13 protein-coding genes are annotated in these 14165 nt (G+C 59.7%); 7 read left to right on the forward strand and 6 right to left on the reverse strand.

What is annotated here, in order from left to right:
- Positions 1-331: 331 nt before the first annotated feature.
- Positions 332-832, forward strand: a complete 501-nt coding sequence (locus AC07N8_RS14850) for a phosphate-starvation-inducible protein PsiE (RefSeq protein ID WP_027924586.1) — start codon at positions 332-334, stop codon at positions 830-832.
- Here the strand turns inward: AC07N8_RS14850 and AC07N8_RS14855 are convergent.
- Both AC07N8_RS14855 and AC07N8_RS14860 read right to left on the reverse strand, forming a co-directional pair.
- Positions 829-1146 (reverse strand): DUF3509 domain-containing protein, encoded by a 318-nt coding sequence (locus AC07N8_RS14855; protein WP_123435358.1) that lies wholly within the window; start codon positions 1144-1146, stop codon positions 829-831. The genes AC07N8_RS14850 and AC07N8_RS14855 overlap by 4 nt on opposite strands.
- Before the next feature lie 264 nt (positions 1147-1410).
- On the reverse strand, positions 1411-2787 hold the full coding sequence (locus tag AC07N8_RS14860; RefSeq protein WP_493144481.1) for an L-serine ammonia-lyase: 1377 nt from the start codon (positions 2785-2787) through the stop codon (positions 1411-1413).
- A 135-nt stretch (positions 2788-2922) separates the two neighbouring features.
- Between AC07N8_RS14860 and AC07N8_RS14865 the strand changes: the two genes are divergently transcribed.
- The 5 genes from AC07N8_RS14865 (at position 2923) to AC07N8_RS14885 (ending at position 9144) form a co-directional block, all read left to right on the forward strand.
- Positions 2923-3870 carry a LysR substrate-binding domain-containing protein gene (locus AC07N8_RS14865; protein WP_483842595.1) on the forward strand — a complete coding sequence of 316 codons (948 nt, stop codon included), beginning with the start codon at positions 2923-2925 and terminating at the stop codon, positions 3868-3870.
- Between the two features lie 213 nt (positions 3871-4083).
- A complete protein-coding gene (locus AC07N8_RS14870) occupies positions 4084-4491 on the forward strand; it encodes an HPF/RaiA family ribosome-associated protein (protein WP_483842596.1) in 408 nt (135 codons plus the stop codon).
- Positions 4492-4929: 438 nt separating this feature from the next.
- Positions 4930-5493 (forward strand): RNA polymerase sigma factor, encoded by a 564-nt coding sequence (locus AC07N8_RS14875; RefSeq protein ID WP_493144477.1) that lies wholly within the window; start codon positions 4930-4932, stop codon positions 5491-5493.
- Positions 5490-6479, forward strand: coding sequence for a FecR family protein (locus AC07N8_RS14880; RefSeq protein WP_483842598.1), 990 nt, complete (start codon positions 5490-5492; stop codon positions 6477-6479). The genes AC07N8_RS14875 and AC07N8_RS14880 overlap by 4 nt, the downstream gene beginning before the upstream one ends.
- A 235-nt stretch (positions 6480-6714) precedes the next feature.
- Positions 6715-9144 carry a TonB-dependent siderophore receptor gene (locus tag AC07N8_RS14885; protein ID WP_493144474.1) on the forward strand — a complete coding sequence of 810 codons (2430 nt, stop codon included), beginning with the start codon at positions 6715-6717 and terminating at the stop codon, positions 9142-9144.
- 128 nt (positions 9145-9272) lie between these two features.
- On the opposite strand, the gene AC07N8_RS14890 is transcribed toward AC07N8_RS14885, so the two are convergent.
- A complete protein-coding gene (locus AC07N8_RS14890) occupies positions 9273-10148 on the reverse strand; it encodes a helix-turn-helix domain-containing protein (protein WP_493144472.1) in 876 nt (291 codons plus the stop codon).
- 138 nt (positions 10149-10286) lie between these two features.
- Here AC07N8_RS14890 and AC07N8_RS14895 point away from each other — a divergent pair, with 138 nt between their 5' ends.
- Complete coding sequence (locus AC07N8_RS14895) at positions 10287-11189, forward strand: DMT family transporter (RefSeq protein WP_483842601.1); 903 nt, start codon at positions 10287-10289, stop codon at positions 11187-11189.
- Positions 11190-11209: 20 nt separating this feature from the next.
- Here the strand turns inward: AC07N8_RS14895 and AC07N8_RS14900 are convergent, their stop codons facing one another.
- The 3 genes from AC07N8_RS14900 to AC07N8_RS14910 form a co-directional block, all read right to left on the reverse strand.
- On the reverse strand, positions 11210-11719 hold the full coding sequence (locus AC07N8_RS14900; protein ID WP_493144471.1) for a DUF2165 family protein: 510 nt from the start codon (positions 11717-11719) through the stop codon (positions 11210-11212).
- A 142-nt stretch (positions 11720-11861) separates the two neighbouring features.
- Positions 11862-12836 carry a 2-hydroxyacid dehydrogenase gene (locus tag AC07N8_RS14905; protein WP_483842603.1) on the reverse strand — a complete coding sequence of 325 codons (975 nt, stop codon included), beginning with the start codon at positions 12834-12836 and terminating at the stop codon, positions 11862-11864.
- Between the two features lie 694 nt (positions 12837-13530).
- Positions 13531-13908, reverse strand: a complete 378-nt coding sequence (locus AC07N8_RS14910) for a DUF6124 family protein (protein ID WP_493144469.1) — start codon at positions 13906-13908, stop codon at positions 13531-13533.
- Between the last annotated feature and the right edge of the window lie 257 nt (positions 13909-14165).

Raw genomic sequence — 14165 nt, forward strand, 5'->3', positions numbered from 1 at the left:
TACGGTTACCGGGATAGCGAATTCTTTTTCATGAAGATCAAGAGCGTCTTTCCCGGTAATCCGTGAAGAACCTTTTTAATGTAGACCGAAATTGGCGTTTGTGAGGTGGACCGTGTCGCACCCTTCGCGAGCAGGCTCGCTCCCACAGGGGGCGGTGCGGTTCTTGTGGGAGCGAGCCTGCTCGCGAAGGGGCCCGTCCAGACACCACAAAAGTGTCCAGTAGCAGCCCATCACCATCTCACCGAAAGCGACTGGCCTTTTTTCTGCATGCAGAACAACCGTCATGTCAATCCAGCATCATCCGCTCGAACCGAGCTAAGGAAGCATCATCGTGAAAATCAACTGGGCCGAGAACCTGCGGCAGAACGTGCACCAACTGGCCGAGTCCCTGGGCAACCTGTTCGTCGAGACCTTCCACTACCTGGCGCTGTTCGCCATCGGTGCGGTGACCGCGTACGCCGCGGTGATGGAATTCTTGCAGATGATCGAAGCAGGGCACATCAAGATCGACGACATCTTGCTGCTGTTCATCTACCTCGAATTGGGGGCGATGGTCGGGATTTACTTCAAGACCAATCACATGCCGGTGCGATTCCTGATCTACGTGGCGATCACCGCGCTGACGCGGCTGCTGATCTCCAACGTATCGCATCACAATCCGCCGGATGTGGGGATCATCTATCTGTGCGGCGGGATCCTGCTGCTGGCGTTTTCGATTCTGGTGGTGCGCTACGCCTCGTCGCAATTCCCTTCGGTGAAGATCGAGCACCCGCAACGCAAGGTCGGTGCGGGTTCCAGTGAACATCCCGAAGTGGAGAAGGGCGAGCTTTAAAGCCGGATCGCAGGTCGCGGCTGGCCTTTGACCGGCGGTGGTGGCAAGGAGCGACTGTCGCCGTCGGTCATGGCTTCGAGGATGGTCATGGCACTGTGGCCCTGCTCGATGGCGATGCCGAACTGAATGCTTTGCACCAGGCGCTTCAGGCGCTTGGGGTCATTGCGTTGTTCGGCACTGATCATCCGTTTGGCCACCACGCGGCCGCTGTTGGAGAGGGTCAGCATGATGCTGCCGTCCAGACCCTGAATGCTCAGGTTGATCTGGTAATCCGGTGCAAAGGCATCGGTAATGACCTGAAAGGGGTTGTCCATAATGCGTCACCGCCTGATTGAACGTGCAGTTGTTGACCGGCCATATTCGGGTTGGTTCGCAACACCGGACCATCGGCCGATCGCTCGCTGAGGTTTCAACAGTCCTTTTGCCTCAGCGGTGACGTAGCAAGGGGCATGCCGGAAAAATTGTCGGACAATGATCACGGCAAAAAACAGGCGGGCGCCCTGACAATCAAGCAGGCCGCCTTCTTTTTACCTGCCCGTTTCAGGGCATGAATGCGCAGATGACCGCAGACAGTGCAATCAGCACTCCACCCAGCTCACCGCCAAACCGCCGCGTGACGTCTCTTTGTATTTGTCATGCATGTCGGCGCCGGTATCGCGCATGGTGCGGATCACCCGGTCCAGGGAGATGAAATGTTTGCCATCGCCGCGCAGGGCCATTTGCGTGGCGTTGATCGCTTTCACCGCGGCAATCGCGTTGCGCTCGATGCACGGCACTTGGACCAGGCCGCCGACCGGATCGCAGGTCAGGCCGAGGTTGTGTTCCAGACCAATTTCAGCGGCGTTTTCAAGCTGCTCTGGCGTGGCACCGAGCACGTCGGCCAGACCGGCGGCCGCCATCGCGCAGGCCGAGCCGACTTCGCCCTGACAGCCGACTTCAGCGCCGGAGATCGAGGCGTTTTTCTTGCACAGGATGCCGACTGCCGCCGCACCCAGAAAGAACGCGACCACGTCATCGTCCGACGCGTCCGGGTTGAACTTCATGTAGTAATGCAGCACCGCCGGAATGATCCCCGCCGCACCGTTGGTCGGAGCCGTGACCATGCGCCCGCCCGCGGCGTTTTCCTCGTTCACGGCAAGGGCAAACAGGTTGACCCACTCCATGGCCGACAGGGTGGAGGTGATGACATTCGGCTTGCCGATTTCCAGCAGGCTGCGGTGCAACTTCGCCGCGCGACGGGGCACATTCAGGCCACCCGGCAGGATGCCCTCGTGACGCAAACCCTGTTCGACACACTCGCGCATCACCGACCAGATGTGCAGCAAGCCCTGGCGGATCTCGGCTTCGCTGCGCCAGGCCAATTCATTGGCCATCATCAATTCGGAAACCCGCAGACCGTGCTGGTTGCAGAGCCGGAGCAATTCGGCGGCGCTGGAGAAATCGTATGGCAGCACCACATCGCTGGCCGGTGCGATGCCGGACTCGGCTTGCGCCGCTTCGATGATGAAACCGCCGCCGACCGAGTAGTACGTCTGTTCGTAGAGTTCGCCGGATTCGCCGAAAGCTGTCAGCGACATCGCGTTGGGGTGGTAGGGCAGGCTCTCGTCCAGCAGCAGGAGATCGCGCTGCCAGTCGAAGGCAATTGTGGTTTTGCCGGCCAGGGATAATTCACCGGTTTCGCGCAAAGTCTGGATACGGCTGTCGATGGAGGTTGGATCGATGCTGTCCGGCCATTCGCCCATCAGGCCCATGACGCAGGCACGGTCGGTCGCGTGGCCGACGCCGGTGGCGGACAGGGAGCCATAAAGGCGGATTTCTACCCGACGAACGGCGTCCAGTAAATGCTGGTCAATCAGTGCCAGGGCGAAGGTCGCGGCGGCGCGCATCGGGCCGACGGTGTGGGAACTGGACGGACCGATGCCGACTTTGAAGAGATCGAAAACACTGATAGCCATGCTAAACCCTATACAAGCAATGGAAGAGAAATCGCTGCCATTTTTGTAGGACAAGCGCAATGTCGGCGATACTGCCTGCCTCGGTCCAGCGTGACCAACGAAACTTCCTAAGACAGCCTTTAGCAGGACTAAACGATGAGTCGTCAATTGCATGCCCAGACCTACGTCTGGCTGCACGTGTTTTCCTGTGCCGCACGGCACTTGTCGTTCACCCGTTGCGCCGAAGAACTGCACATCACGCCGGGGGCGGTGAGTCAGCAAATCCGCCAACTGGAAGAACGTTTGGGTTTCCGCCTGTTTCACCGTCGTGCGCGAGGTGTCGAACTGAGCGCTGAAGGCCAGCGCCTGGCCATTACGGTCAACGAGGCGTATGGCAGCATCGATGCGGAATTGCGCCGACTGGACGCCGGAATGATCAGCGGAACGTTGCGGCTGCGCTCGATTCCGTCATTCCTGAGCAAATGGCTGACCCCGCGCCTGCCACGTTTGCAGCAGCGCTTTCCAGACATTCAGTTGCGCCTGGTGGCGGAGGACAGCAGCGTGCCGCTGCACGAGGGTGACTTCGATCTGGCCATCGACCTGAACGATGGCAGTTACCCCGGCCTGTTATCCACAGCCTTGCTCGACGAGCAGATTTTCCCGGTTTGTGCACCGAGCCTGCTGCGCGGACGACCGCCGCTGCATGGCCCGGCGGACCTGATGCATTTCCCGTTGTTGCACGACATCACCGCCTGGCGCGGCAGCTATGAATACGCGGAATGGGAGTTCTACCTGAATGCCATCGGCTTCCAAGGCGCCGACGTACGGCGCGGGCACACATTCAATCGCAATCACCTGACCATCGAAGCGGCGATTGCCGGGATGGGCGTGGCGATTGCGCGGCGCACGTTGCTCAATGATGAGCTGGAACGGGGAACTTTGATTGTGCCGTTCGGCCTGGCGGTGCCCAATCACAAGCGCTACATGCTGCTGTATGCGCCGGGTGCATTGAGCCATCCGGGCGTGCGCGCGGTGCATGACTGGCTGGTGGAGGAGGCGGGGATTTTTCGAAGTCTGCACCCGCTGGCAGAGCAGCAGATGTGAGCAATTATGACAAAGAAGCGTGTCGACCCAACTCCCGACCTTAACAGCGCTTTTGCCCGTTGTCCGGGTTTTTTTGCGAATCCATATTTATCTTTTTTTAGGGGTTGAATTGTTCTGCGCGCAGACCGATTGTGTAAGTAAGAGGTCACGGTGATGACGCCCAAGGGCTAGCCGAAGGGCCTCTCGCGAGCTAGCTGAAATAAGGGATGAACTATGCAAATCCAAGTCAACAGCGATAACCATATTCAAAGCAGCATCCGACTGGAGGAGTGGGTACGTACTACCATTGAGAGCACGCTCGAACGTTATGCAGAGGACCTGACACGCGTCGAGGTCCACCTGTCAGACGAAAACGGCGACAAGCCCGGACCGCACGACATGCGCTGCCAGCTGGAAGCGCGGCCAAAAGGCCACCAACCGATTTCTGTCACTCATAAAGCCGATAACCTGGAACTGGCGATCGACGGCGCGGCCGAAAAACTCGAACATGCGCTGGAACACCTGTTCGGCAAACTGCGAGGCAAACCACGTGCCGCTGTGGTGCCGTTCGAACGAGCCGCAGCCGATGCGCTGCTGGAAGACGAATTTCTCGAGAACGAGCAGGCCGCACAAAACGGCTGACAGCTGATTCGCTTATTACCTTTCCACCACTGAAAACGGGCCTGCTGATGCAGGCCCGTTCTTGTTTCGGGGTCCAAAAATTCCTGTGGCTTGATGGGATCCCTGTGGCGAGGGGGCTTGCCCCCGTTCGGCTGCGAAGCAGTCGCAAAACTTGCTGTGAGGTTTTGTCTGACACAACTCATTGGATGGTTCAGGGACCGCTTCGCAGTCCAACGGGGGCAAGCCCCCTCGCCACAGGGGTGTAACCCCTCAGAAATGTCACCCGCCGGCAATCGGATCTCTTTGCGTATGAGAATATTTATCATTAATATTGCGCCCTCGCTGGCCCCATGACTTTCACGCGGCCTTACCGGTTTCAAGGTCGCATCATGAAAGACACCTCAACGCTCCCGGTTTCCTCTCGATTAGCCATCGCCACGTTTGCGCAGGGCTGACCTGATGATCACCCTCCCACCCGAATCACACGACGAGGAACATCGCGGGGCGCGCGCGCATTTCCTGCAGGTGTTTTTATCGCAGCGTTCGCAGATGGAAGCCCTGGTGAACCGGCGCGTGGGGTGTCGGGCGACGGCGGCGGATCTGGTGCAGGACTTGTTCCTGCGTTTCTGGCGGCGGCCGTTGGTGCAGGTCGAGGAACTCAGCACCTACCTGCTGCGCTGCGCCGGCAACATCGCCATCGATCATTTGCGCAGCGAAGGCACGCGGGTGCGGGTCAATGAAGGCTGGATGCCGGACGCGCCAGGCAGCCACGGCAGTGAGCCGCAAGCCGCCCTGGAAGCCGGCAACGACTTGCGTCACGTCGAAGCGGCGCTGCGTGCCCTGCCGGAACGCACGCGGCAGATCTTCCTGCTCAACCGCATCCACGGTCGCAAGTACGCCGAAATCGCCAAGGCCATGGGCTTGTCCCAAAGCGCCGTGGAAAAACATATGATGCGCGCCCTCGATGCCTGCAAGGCCAGCCTGCGGGAACCGCTAACGCGCACGCCAGGGAAAGCACCGTGAATCAGCTCGAACGCGTCACCCCGACGCCCGCTCAGGAACAGGCCGCCTTCGCGTGGCTGTGCCTGCTGCACGACCAGCCCAGCAGTGGTGATCAACTCACCTTCAGTCACTGGTTGCAGGCTGACCCCGCCCACGCCGAGGCTTATGCGCAGGCGCAGGTGCTGTGGGAATTGAGCGAGTCGCCGGCGCGAACCCTGGCCGATGAAGACGCTTTCGCCTTGCAGGGCTATCTCAATGCCATCAATCAATCACGCCGCCACAGCATGCGGCGGTGGTCGGGTGCGTTGGCGATGGCGGCGTGTCTGTTGTTGATGATTGGCCTCGGCGCGGGTTGGCAGCCGGCGCGATGGATCGATGATCTGGGGGCGGACTATGTCTCGGCGCCGGGGGAAATTCGCACCGTGACCTTGGCGGACCAGTCGCAAGTCACGCTGGATGCCGACAGTGCCATCTCGGTGGATTTCAGTCGCGGTGAGCGGCATGTCCAGTTGCGGCGCGGCGCAGGGTTCTTCAGCGTGACACACACGGGCGATCCGTTTGTCGTCGACGCTGAACAGGGCCAGGCGAAAGTGCTGGGCACCCAGTTTGAAGTGCGCCTGCAACCGCAGGGGGCTCAGGTGACGGTATTGTCCGGACGGGTAGGCGTGACCGCGAAGAAGTACGCCGAACCACAAATTCTGACCGCCGGCCAGCAATTGGCCTACGGCGACGGCGCGGCGGAAAAACTGCATGCCGTCGACAGCGAGGCGCAGTTGGCGTGGCGTCAGGGCTGGCTCAATTACTACAAGGCGACGTTGGCGGAGGTGGTGCAGGACCTCGGGCGCTATTACCCGGGGCGGATTGTATTGCTCAACGATGAGCTGGCGGCGCGGCGAATCAGTGGCAGCTTTCCGAGCAAGGACCCGCAGGCGGTGTTGAGTTCGTTGCAGGGGGTGTTGGGATTTGAGCAGCACAACGTTTTGGGCCGTCTGATTATTTTGCGTTGAGGCTGCTGGCCCCATCGCGAGCAGGCTCGCTCCCACAATTGACCGCATTTCTTCAGGATAAATGCAATTAAATGTGGGAGCGAGGCTGCTCGCGAAGGCGTCCGATCAGGCAACACATAACCTTGAGTAAAAATATTTTCAGAATTCCAGTGAGGTAAACCCGAGCCCCATCCGTGTAGTGACTGAAACTGCGAGTCATTCGCATCCGTAGCGGTTCTACACAGGTCATTGAGCAATGAAGTCCAGGGCAAAATCGGGTTCGGTCAAACAGTGGTTGGGTGCTTCGGCATTGAGTATGTCGGCGCTGGCCTTGCTGCCATTGAGCATCGCCTCGGCGGCTGAAGCGAACAACACGCAACAGCGTACCCAGTTCAGTTTCGCCATCCCCGCCAAACCACTGCCCCAGGCCCTGAGCGACTTCAGTCGGGTCACCGGCATCAGCGTGGTCTACACCGATGAAGCGCCGTACGGCCTCACTGCCCCGGCGATCAATGGCCAGTTGAGCGCCGATCAAGCGATGCAGCAGTTGCTCAGCGGCTCGGGCTTCACCTTCCGCCGCACCGATGCGCAAACCCTGATGCTTGAACCCGTGCCCACTGCCGGTACCTTGAACCTGGGCGCGACCACCATCACCTCGGTCACCGATCAATCCCTAAGCTATCAGCCGCCGCCCACCAGTTCGGTGATGCGCTCGTCGGCCTTGCTCCAGGAAATCCCGCAGACCATCAACGTCGTCCCGGCCCAAGTCATTCGCGATCAGCTGCCGCGCAATCTGGATGATGCGCTGGCCAACGTCAGCGGCATCACCCAAGGCAACACACTGGCGAGCACCCAGGATTCGGTGATGACTCGCGGTTTCGGTGACAACCGCAATGGCTCGATCATGCGCGACGGCATGCCGATCGTGCAGGGCCGCGGCATGAATGAAAGTGTCGATCGCGTCGAAGTGCTCAAGGGCCCGGCCTCCTTGCTGTACGGCATTCAAGACCCGGGCGGGGTGGTCAACCTGGTCAGCAAGAAGCCGGAACTTGAGCAATACAACGCCCTGACCCTGCGCGGTTCGACTTATGGCGATGGCAAAAACGGCAGCGGTGGCAGCCTCGACAGCACCGGCGCACTCGGCACCTCCGGCCTCGCTTACCGCATGGTGCTGGACCATGAAGATGAAGATTACTGGCGCAATTTCGGCACCCACCGCGAGTCGCTGGTAGCGCCGTCGCTGGCCTGGTTTGGCGAAAGCACCAAGCTGTTGTTCTCCTATGAACACCGCGAGTTCCTGACCCCGTTCGACCGTGGCACGATCATCGATCCGCGCACCAACCACCCGCTGGACATCTCGCGCAACGAGCGCCTCGACGAGCCGTTCAACAACATGGAAGGCCGTTCGGACCTGTACCACTTCGAGGCCGATCACGAGCTCAATGACAACTGGACCGCCCACCTCGGCTACAGCTGGAACCGTGAAACCTACGACGCCAGCCAGGTGCGCGTCACCGCCATCGACACCAAGAAAGGCACGCTGACCCGCAGCATGGACGGCACGCAGAATGCGATCAGCACCGACCGCTTCACCACCGCCAGCCTCGAAGGCAATGTCGAGTTCGCCGGGATGAAACACGACCTGGTGTTCGGCGTCGATGACGAGTACCGCAAGATCTACCGCGAAGACCTGATCCGTCAGAAAAGCCTGAGCACCTTCAGCTACGTCAACCCGGTCTACGGCCGCGAAGTTGCCGGCACCACCGTCAGCCCGGCGGACAGCGCGCAAACCGATGAACTGCGCAGCGATTCGATCTTTCTGCAGGACTCGATTCACCTCACCGACAAATGGATTTTCGTCGCCGGTGGGCGCTTCCAGGAATACGACCAATACGCCGGTAAAGGCGTGCCATTCAAGGCCAACACCGACAGCAACGGCCAGAAGTGGGTGCCGCGCGCGGGGCTGGTGTATCGCTACACCGATGAACTGTCGTTCTACGGCAGCTACACCGAATCGTTCAAACCCAACTCCACCATCGCGCCCTTGAGCGGCAGCAGCACCGTGCTCGACGGCAGCATCGCGCCGGAAGAAGCCAAGGCCTGGGAAATCGGCGCCAAGTTCGATATGCCGGGGCGCATCACCGGTGACATCGCACTGTTCGACATCAAAAAACGCAACGTGCTGGTGGCCAACTCCGAAGGCCCGGTGACGATCTACAGCGCGGCCGGCGAAGTGCGTTCCCGTGGCCTCGAAGTGGACGTGACCGGCCAATTGACGGATCGCTGGAGCATGATCGGCAGCTATGCCTACACCGATGCCGAAGTTACCGAAGACCCGGACTACAAAGGCAAGCAGCTGCAAAACGTCGCCAAGAACAGCGGCTCGCTGTCGGCGGTCTATGACTTCGGTACGATCGTCGGTGGCGATCAGTTGCGGGTCGGCGCCGGGGCGCGATATGTCGGCGAGCGGGCGGGTAACGCTGTGAACGATTTCGACCTGCCGGCATACACCGTGGCAGATGCGTTCGCCACGTACGACACCAAGGTTGAAGGGCAGCGGGTCAAGTTTCAGCTCAACGTGAAGAATATGTTCGACCGCACGTACTACACCTCGGCGGCGAGCCAGTTCTTTGTGTCGATGGGGGATTCTCGGCAGATTCTGTTGTCGAGCACGTTGGAGTTCTGATCAGACACGGCGTCATCGTTCTTCGCGAGCAAGCCCGCTCCCACATTGGTTTTGTGAACGACACAGATCAAATGTGGGAGCGGGCTTGCTCGCGAAGGCGGCCTGACAGGCACCGACTATCTAGGGGCCTACCGCAAAAACGCCTGCCGATACTCCCCAGGCGTCCCACCCAGTGCCTGCCGAAACCGATTGGTAAAATGACTCGCACTGGAAAACCCGCACGCCAACGCAATCTCCCCCAACGGCTGCGACGTCGAACGCAATAACTCCCGCGCCCGGTTCAGCCTGCGAGCCAACACATACTGATGCGGCGGCAAACCAAAGCTCTCGCGAAACATCCGCGCAAAATGGTATTCCGACAGCGCACACAGCGCAGCCAATTGCCCAAGGCTGATGGCCTCGGCCAATTGATGATCGATGAACTCCACCAACTGCCGCCGCTGGTGCGCCGCCAATCCACCCTTGAGCCGCAACCCCTCGCGCATGCCCACCTGACCCAGCAACACGTGGCTGAGCATTTCGTGGGCCAGGCTGCTGGTCAGCAAGCGTTCGCCGGGTTCGTCCCAGTTGAGGGTGAGCATCTGTCGAAAGCGCAGGGCTTGTGCCGGGTCGTCGAGGAAAGTCGCTTCGCGTAATTGCAGTTCACGCGGTTCTCTGTCCAGCAGCGTGACGCAGCCGAGGGCGAATTGTTCGGGGCTGAAATACACGTGGGCCAGGCGAATATCGCCATTGATCACCCAGCCGGACTGATGATCCGCCGGCAGGATGCACAGCTTGTCCGGGCCGCCCTTGGTGCCGGGCTGGTCACGGCGGAAGGTGCCGGTGCCGCCGGCGATGTAGCACGACAATGTGTGATGGCTCGGCGCTTCGTAGTCCTGGGCGTCGTGATGATTGCTCCACAAGGCTGCAGCCATGCCGTCACCGAGCTCGGCGCTGTGCTCGAGGCGAGCATTGGGCGAGCGGTTGAGGGCTTGAAAGACTTGCAACGTTTCCAGTGCGGGCATGATCGGTTCTCTCCAACGCCTTGCATCCTACTCCGTAGACGTTGGCCTGCCAGCCTGCGGGCTGACAAAAGCGCAAGTTTATGCAAGTGCGACGCGAGCGCACGCAGGACACTGAGCCTCTATTGAGGAGTGTTTGCCATGAACCTGTCGTTGTACTTGCTGACCGTGCTGATCTGGGGCACCACCTGGATTGCCTTGAAATGGCAATTGGGCGTGGTGGCGATACCGGTGTCGATCGTCTATCGCTTCGGCCTCGCGGCGCTGGTGCTGTTCGCGATGTTGCTGCTGAGTCGACGTCTGCAAGTGATGAACCGGCGCGGGCACTTGATCTGCCTGGCGCAGGGGCTGTGCCTGTTCTGCGTCAATTTCATGTGTTTCCTGACCGCCAGCCAGTGGATTCCCAGCGGCCTGGTCGCCGTGGTGTTTTCCACCGCGACGCTGTGGAACGCCCTGAACGCGCGGGTGTTCTTCGGCCAGAAAATCGCCCGCAACGTGCTGATGGGCGGGGCGTTGGGCTTGTTCGGGCTTGGCCTGCTGTTCTGGCCAGAGCTGGCGGGCCACACCGCGAGCCCGGAAACCTTGCTCGGGCTGGGCCTGGCGCTGCTTGGCACCCTGTGCTTCTCGGCCGGCAATATGCTGTCGAGTTTGCAACAGAAGGCCGGGTTGAAACCGCTGACCACCAACGCCTGGGGCATGGCGTATGGCGCGGCGATGTTGTCGGTGTGGTGCCTGGTCAAAGGCATTCCGTTCGACATCGAATGGAGCACCCGTTACATCGGCTCGTTGTTGTACCTGGTCATTCCCGGTTCCGTGATCGGCTTCACCGCTTACCTGACATTGGTCGGGCGCATGGGCCCCGAGCGCGCGGCCTATTGCACCGTGTTGTTCCCGGTGGTGGCGTTGAATGTCTCGGCCTTTGCCGAAGGCTATCAATGGACTGCACCGGCATTGGTGGGCCTGGTGTTGGTGATGCTGGGCAACGTATTGGTGTTTCGTAAACCCAAGCCACCCATGGTCCAGGGAACTGGCAAACTGGCGTGACGTTTATAAAGATCGAGTGTTCAGCGCTCGATCTTTAACGTTATATAGATTAACAACGGCAACATGAAGTCAACGATGTCTCGGGCCCAGTCCTTGGCATTCCATGTTTGTGATTTGTTCATGTTGAACCACTCGACGCCGACAACTTGCAGGCAAAGGTAATAGATAAACAGACCGATCATTAACCCGATGATCGAGCATTTCTTGGCTTCGTGGAATGCTTTGGCAGACGCGTTGATGTTCCGAAGCAGGTGATAAGTGCCCATCAGGCAGAATACGGTGTACGTCACCTCGAGGGTGATGATAAGCCAGTAGATACGGTGGTGGAGCAGGGGCGAGGTGATTGCCCGGTAGCGGGTATTTTCGTTTTTCTGCGTGGTGTCCATGCTCAGGATGTGGCCTACATATTCGTAGTTGGTGGCATAGTCGGTAAAGTTGCCATACATCACCAGCAGTCCAAACAAACTTATATAGGCCATCAGTATGACTTTGCTGTATCTGATGAGTTGTGCAGTTTTAAGCGTGTGCAAGGCAAGGGTTCTCCATAACCGTTAGTCCGAGGGGGCGGGCAGTAGTGGAGAGTCTATAGCGGGGTTTTATCTTTCGTCGGTTGACTGAATTGCAAGTTGTGTAGGGCGCGGGCAGACGATTAAAACCGTCTGCCCGTTTTAATCAGCCTTTCCAGACTTGCGGGTTGACCAGATCTTGCGGGCGCTCGCCCAGCAAGGCGCTGCGCAAGTTGGCCAGTGCACGGTTGGCCATGGCTTCACGGGTTTCGTGGGTGGCGGAACCGATGTGCGGCAATGTCACCGCGTTTTTCAGCTGGAACAGCGGCGACTCGGCCAGCGGTTCTTTTTCGTAGACGTCCAGCCCGGCGCCGCGAATGCGGTTGTTTTGCAGCGCTTCGATCAGGGCCGGCTCGTCGACAACCGGGCCACGCGAGATGTTCACCAGAATCGCACTTGGCTTCATCAGTGCCAGTTCGCGGTGGCTGATCAGGTGTCTGGTTTTTTCGCTGAGCGGCACCACCAGGCAGACGAAATCGGCTTCGGCCAGCAGTTGATCCAGCGTGCGGAACTGCGCGCCGAGTTGTTGTTCCAGCTCGGTCTTGCGGCTGTTGCCGCTGTAGATGATCGGCATGTTGAAACCGAGGCGACCGCGACGGGCAATGGCCGCGCCGATGTTGCCCATGCCGACGATGCCCAGGGTTTTACCGTGTACGTCGGTGCCGAACAGCGGTGCGCCGACGGTTGCCTGCCATTGGCCGGCCTTGGTCCAGGCGTCCAGTTCGGCGACGCGTCGGGCGCTGCTCATGAGTAGGGCGAAGGCCAGGTCGGCGGTGCTTTCGGTGAGGACGTCGGGGGTGTTGGTGAGCATGATCCCGCGTTCGTTGAAGTAGGCGAGGTCGTAGTTGTCGTAGCCGACCGAGACGCTGGAGACGACTTCGAGTTTGGCGGCGGTTTCGAGTTGTGCGCGACCGAGTTTGCGACCGACGCCGATCAGGCCGTGGGCGTGGGGCAGGGCTTCGTTGAATTGGGCGTTGATGTCGCCGTTTTTCGGGTTTGGCACGATGACGTCGAAGTCTTGCTTGAGGTGTTCGACCATTTCGGGGGTGACGCGGCTGAAGGCGAGGACGGTCTTTTTCATGGGAGGAGGGCTCGTCGGGCGTGGAGAATGCCAAGCACGCTAACATTCTTCCCCGCTGTTGTGCGAGTGCCCGGGCGTCGGTTATGCCCCCTATTCAAACTGTGGGAGTGGGCCTGCTCGCGATGGCGTCCTGACAGGCGACCATTCTCTTTCTTGGTGTACATATCCATTTCTGCGGTAACGGCCGCTTAGGGTTTCGCCCTTACGGCGACTCACTTTTTTTTCAAACGCCAAAAAAAAGTAAGCAAAAAAAGGCTCGCCCCGAGCGTCCGGCCCCTCGCTTAGGCTCGGCGTTCCTTCGCTCCGGTATCCATCCGGGGACACTGCCCTCCGGTCTGCTTCGCTACGACCTACATGCAGCGTGTTCGACTGCGTCGAACGGCGCTGCGCGCCACTCCCCGGATGCACACCTCCACTCAGCCTCCCGAAGGGGCGGGCAGATCAAAAGCGGCAGGCGAGCTAACGCTCGGCCTGTTGAGTGGTGAGGAGCGGTAGGTGTACACCGATCTATGTAGGAGCCTGGCTTGCCAGCGATGGCGGCCTGACAGCCGACCAATCTCTACCAGATGCACCCATTCCAACTGTGGGAGCGAGCCTGCTCGCGAAAGCGGTATGCCAGACAACATTGATGTTGAATGTTAAATCGCATTCGCGAGCAGGCTCGCTCCCACAGGGATTGGCGTTTACTGGGGGATTAGCGATGTGGCGCGGGTTTGGGCAGTACGAGGTTGTCCATCATCCGGTTTGCCGCCAGTTCGGCGAGCATGACGATCTGCTGGATGGCCATGGCGGTGTTGCGGTGCGGGCCCTCCAGGTACGCGGCAAAATCGCCGGCCATTACGCTGGCCTGGGCCAGGGATTCACAGGTGTGGGCCAGCAGGTCTTCGTCTTTGAGGTCCGGTGCAAGCATGAACATGGTGCTGGGTTTGCGGGTGGGTGGTGATTTCAGCGCGGCGGGGTTGAGGTAGTGATTCAACGCGCGTTCGGCGGCGTCGTGGAATTTTTTGGAATCGACGGATTCGTAGGGGGAAACGTCGTCGGTTTCCGGAGGATTCGGTGTTTCTTTGATCATAAAATTTACTCGATTTGGGATTAATCGAGCTGCCATTTTCGTTTCCAAGCGAAAGGGTGGCAGCCATGCGCGGTCTGGAAAACCGGATATCCCATCAAAACCGGCAGACCCGAAGGTCTCCCGCGCACAGCCGCCATAACAAGGATTTGCGTGCAGAAAAAAGCGCCGCAGTATGCCATGTGCTGTGATGGGAATATCAGGTTTCCAAGCCTGATCGCTGATTTGGCAGCGACCCACAAAGCCTACCCATTTCCCGT

The sequence above is a fragment of the Pseudomonas sp. GW821-FHT10C09 genome, assembly GCF_059415465.1.

What these genes read in the sequence shown, in the direction of transcription:
- AC07N8_RS14855 (WP_123435358.1), bottom strand. Translation starts at nt 1,146, where the DNA reads ATGGACAACCCCTTTCAGGTCATTACCGATGCCTTTGCACCGGATTAC.
- AC07N8_RS14860 (WP_493144481.1), bottom strand. Translation starts at nt 2,787, where the DNA reads ATGGCTATCAGTGTTTTCGATCTCTTCAAAGTCGGCATCGGTCCGTCC.
- AC07N8_RS14865 (WP_483842595.1), top strand. Translation starts at nt 2,923, where the DNA reads ATGAGTCGTCAATTGCATGCCCAGACCTACGTCTGGCTGCACGTGTTT.
- AC07N8_RS14870 (WP_483842596.1), top strand. Translation starts at nt 4,084, where the DNA reads ATGCAAATCCAAGTCAACAGCGATAACCATATTCAAAGCAGCATCCGA.
- AC07N8_RS14875 (WP_493144477.1), top strand. Translation starts at nt 4,930, where the DNA reads ATGATCACCCTCCCACCCGAATCACACGACGAGGAACATCGCGGGGCG.
- AC07N8_RS14885 (WP_493144474.1), top strand. Translation starts at nt 6,715, where the DNA reads ATGAAGTCCAGGGCAAAATCGGGTTCGGTCAAACAGTGGTTGGGTGCT.
- AC07N8_RS14890 (WP_493144472.1), bottom strand. Translation starts at nt 10,148, where the DNA reads ATGCCCGCACTGGAAACGTTGCAAGTCTTTCAAGCCCTCAACCGCTCG.
- AC07N8_RS14895 (WP_483842601.1), top strand. Translation starts at nt 10,287, where the DNA reads ATGAACCTGTCGTTGTACTTGCTGACCGTGCTGATCTGGGGCACCACC.
- AC07N8_RS14905 (WP_483842603.1), bottom strand. Translation starts at nt 12,836, where the DNA reads ATGAAAAAGACCGTCCTCGCCTTCAGCCGCGTCACCCCCGAAATGGTC.
- AC07N8_RS14910 (WP_493144469.1), bottom strand. Translation starts at nt 13,908, where the DNA reads ATGATCAAAGAAACACCGAATCCTCCGGAAACCGACGACGTTTCCCCC.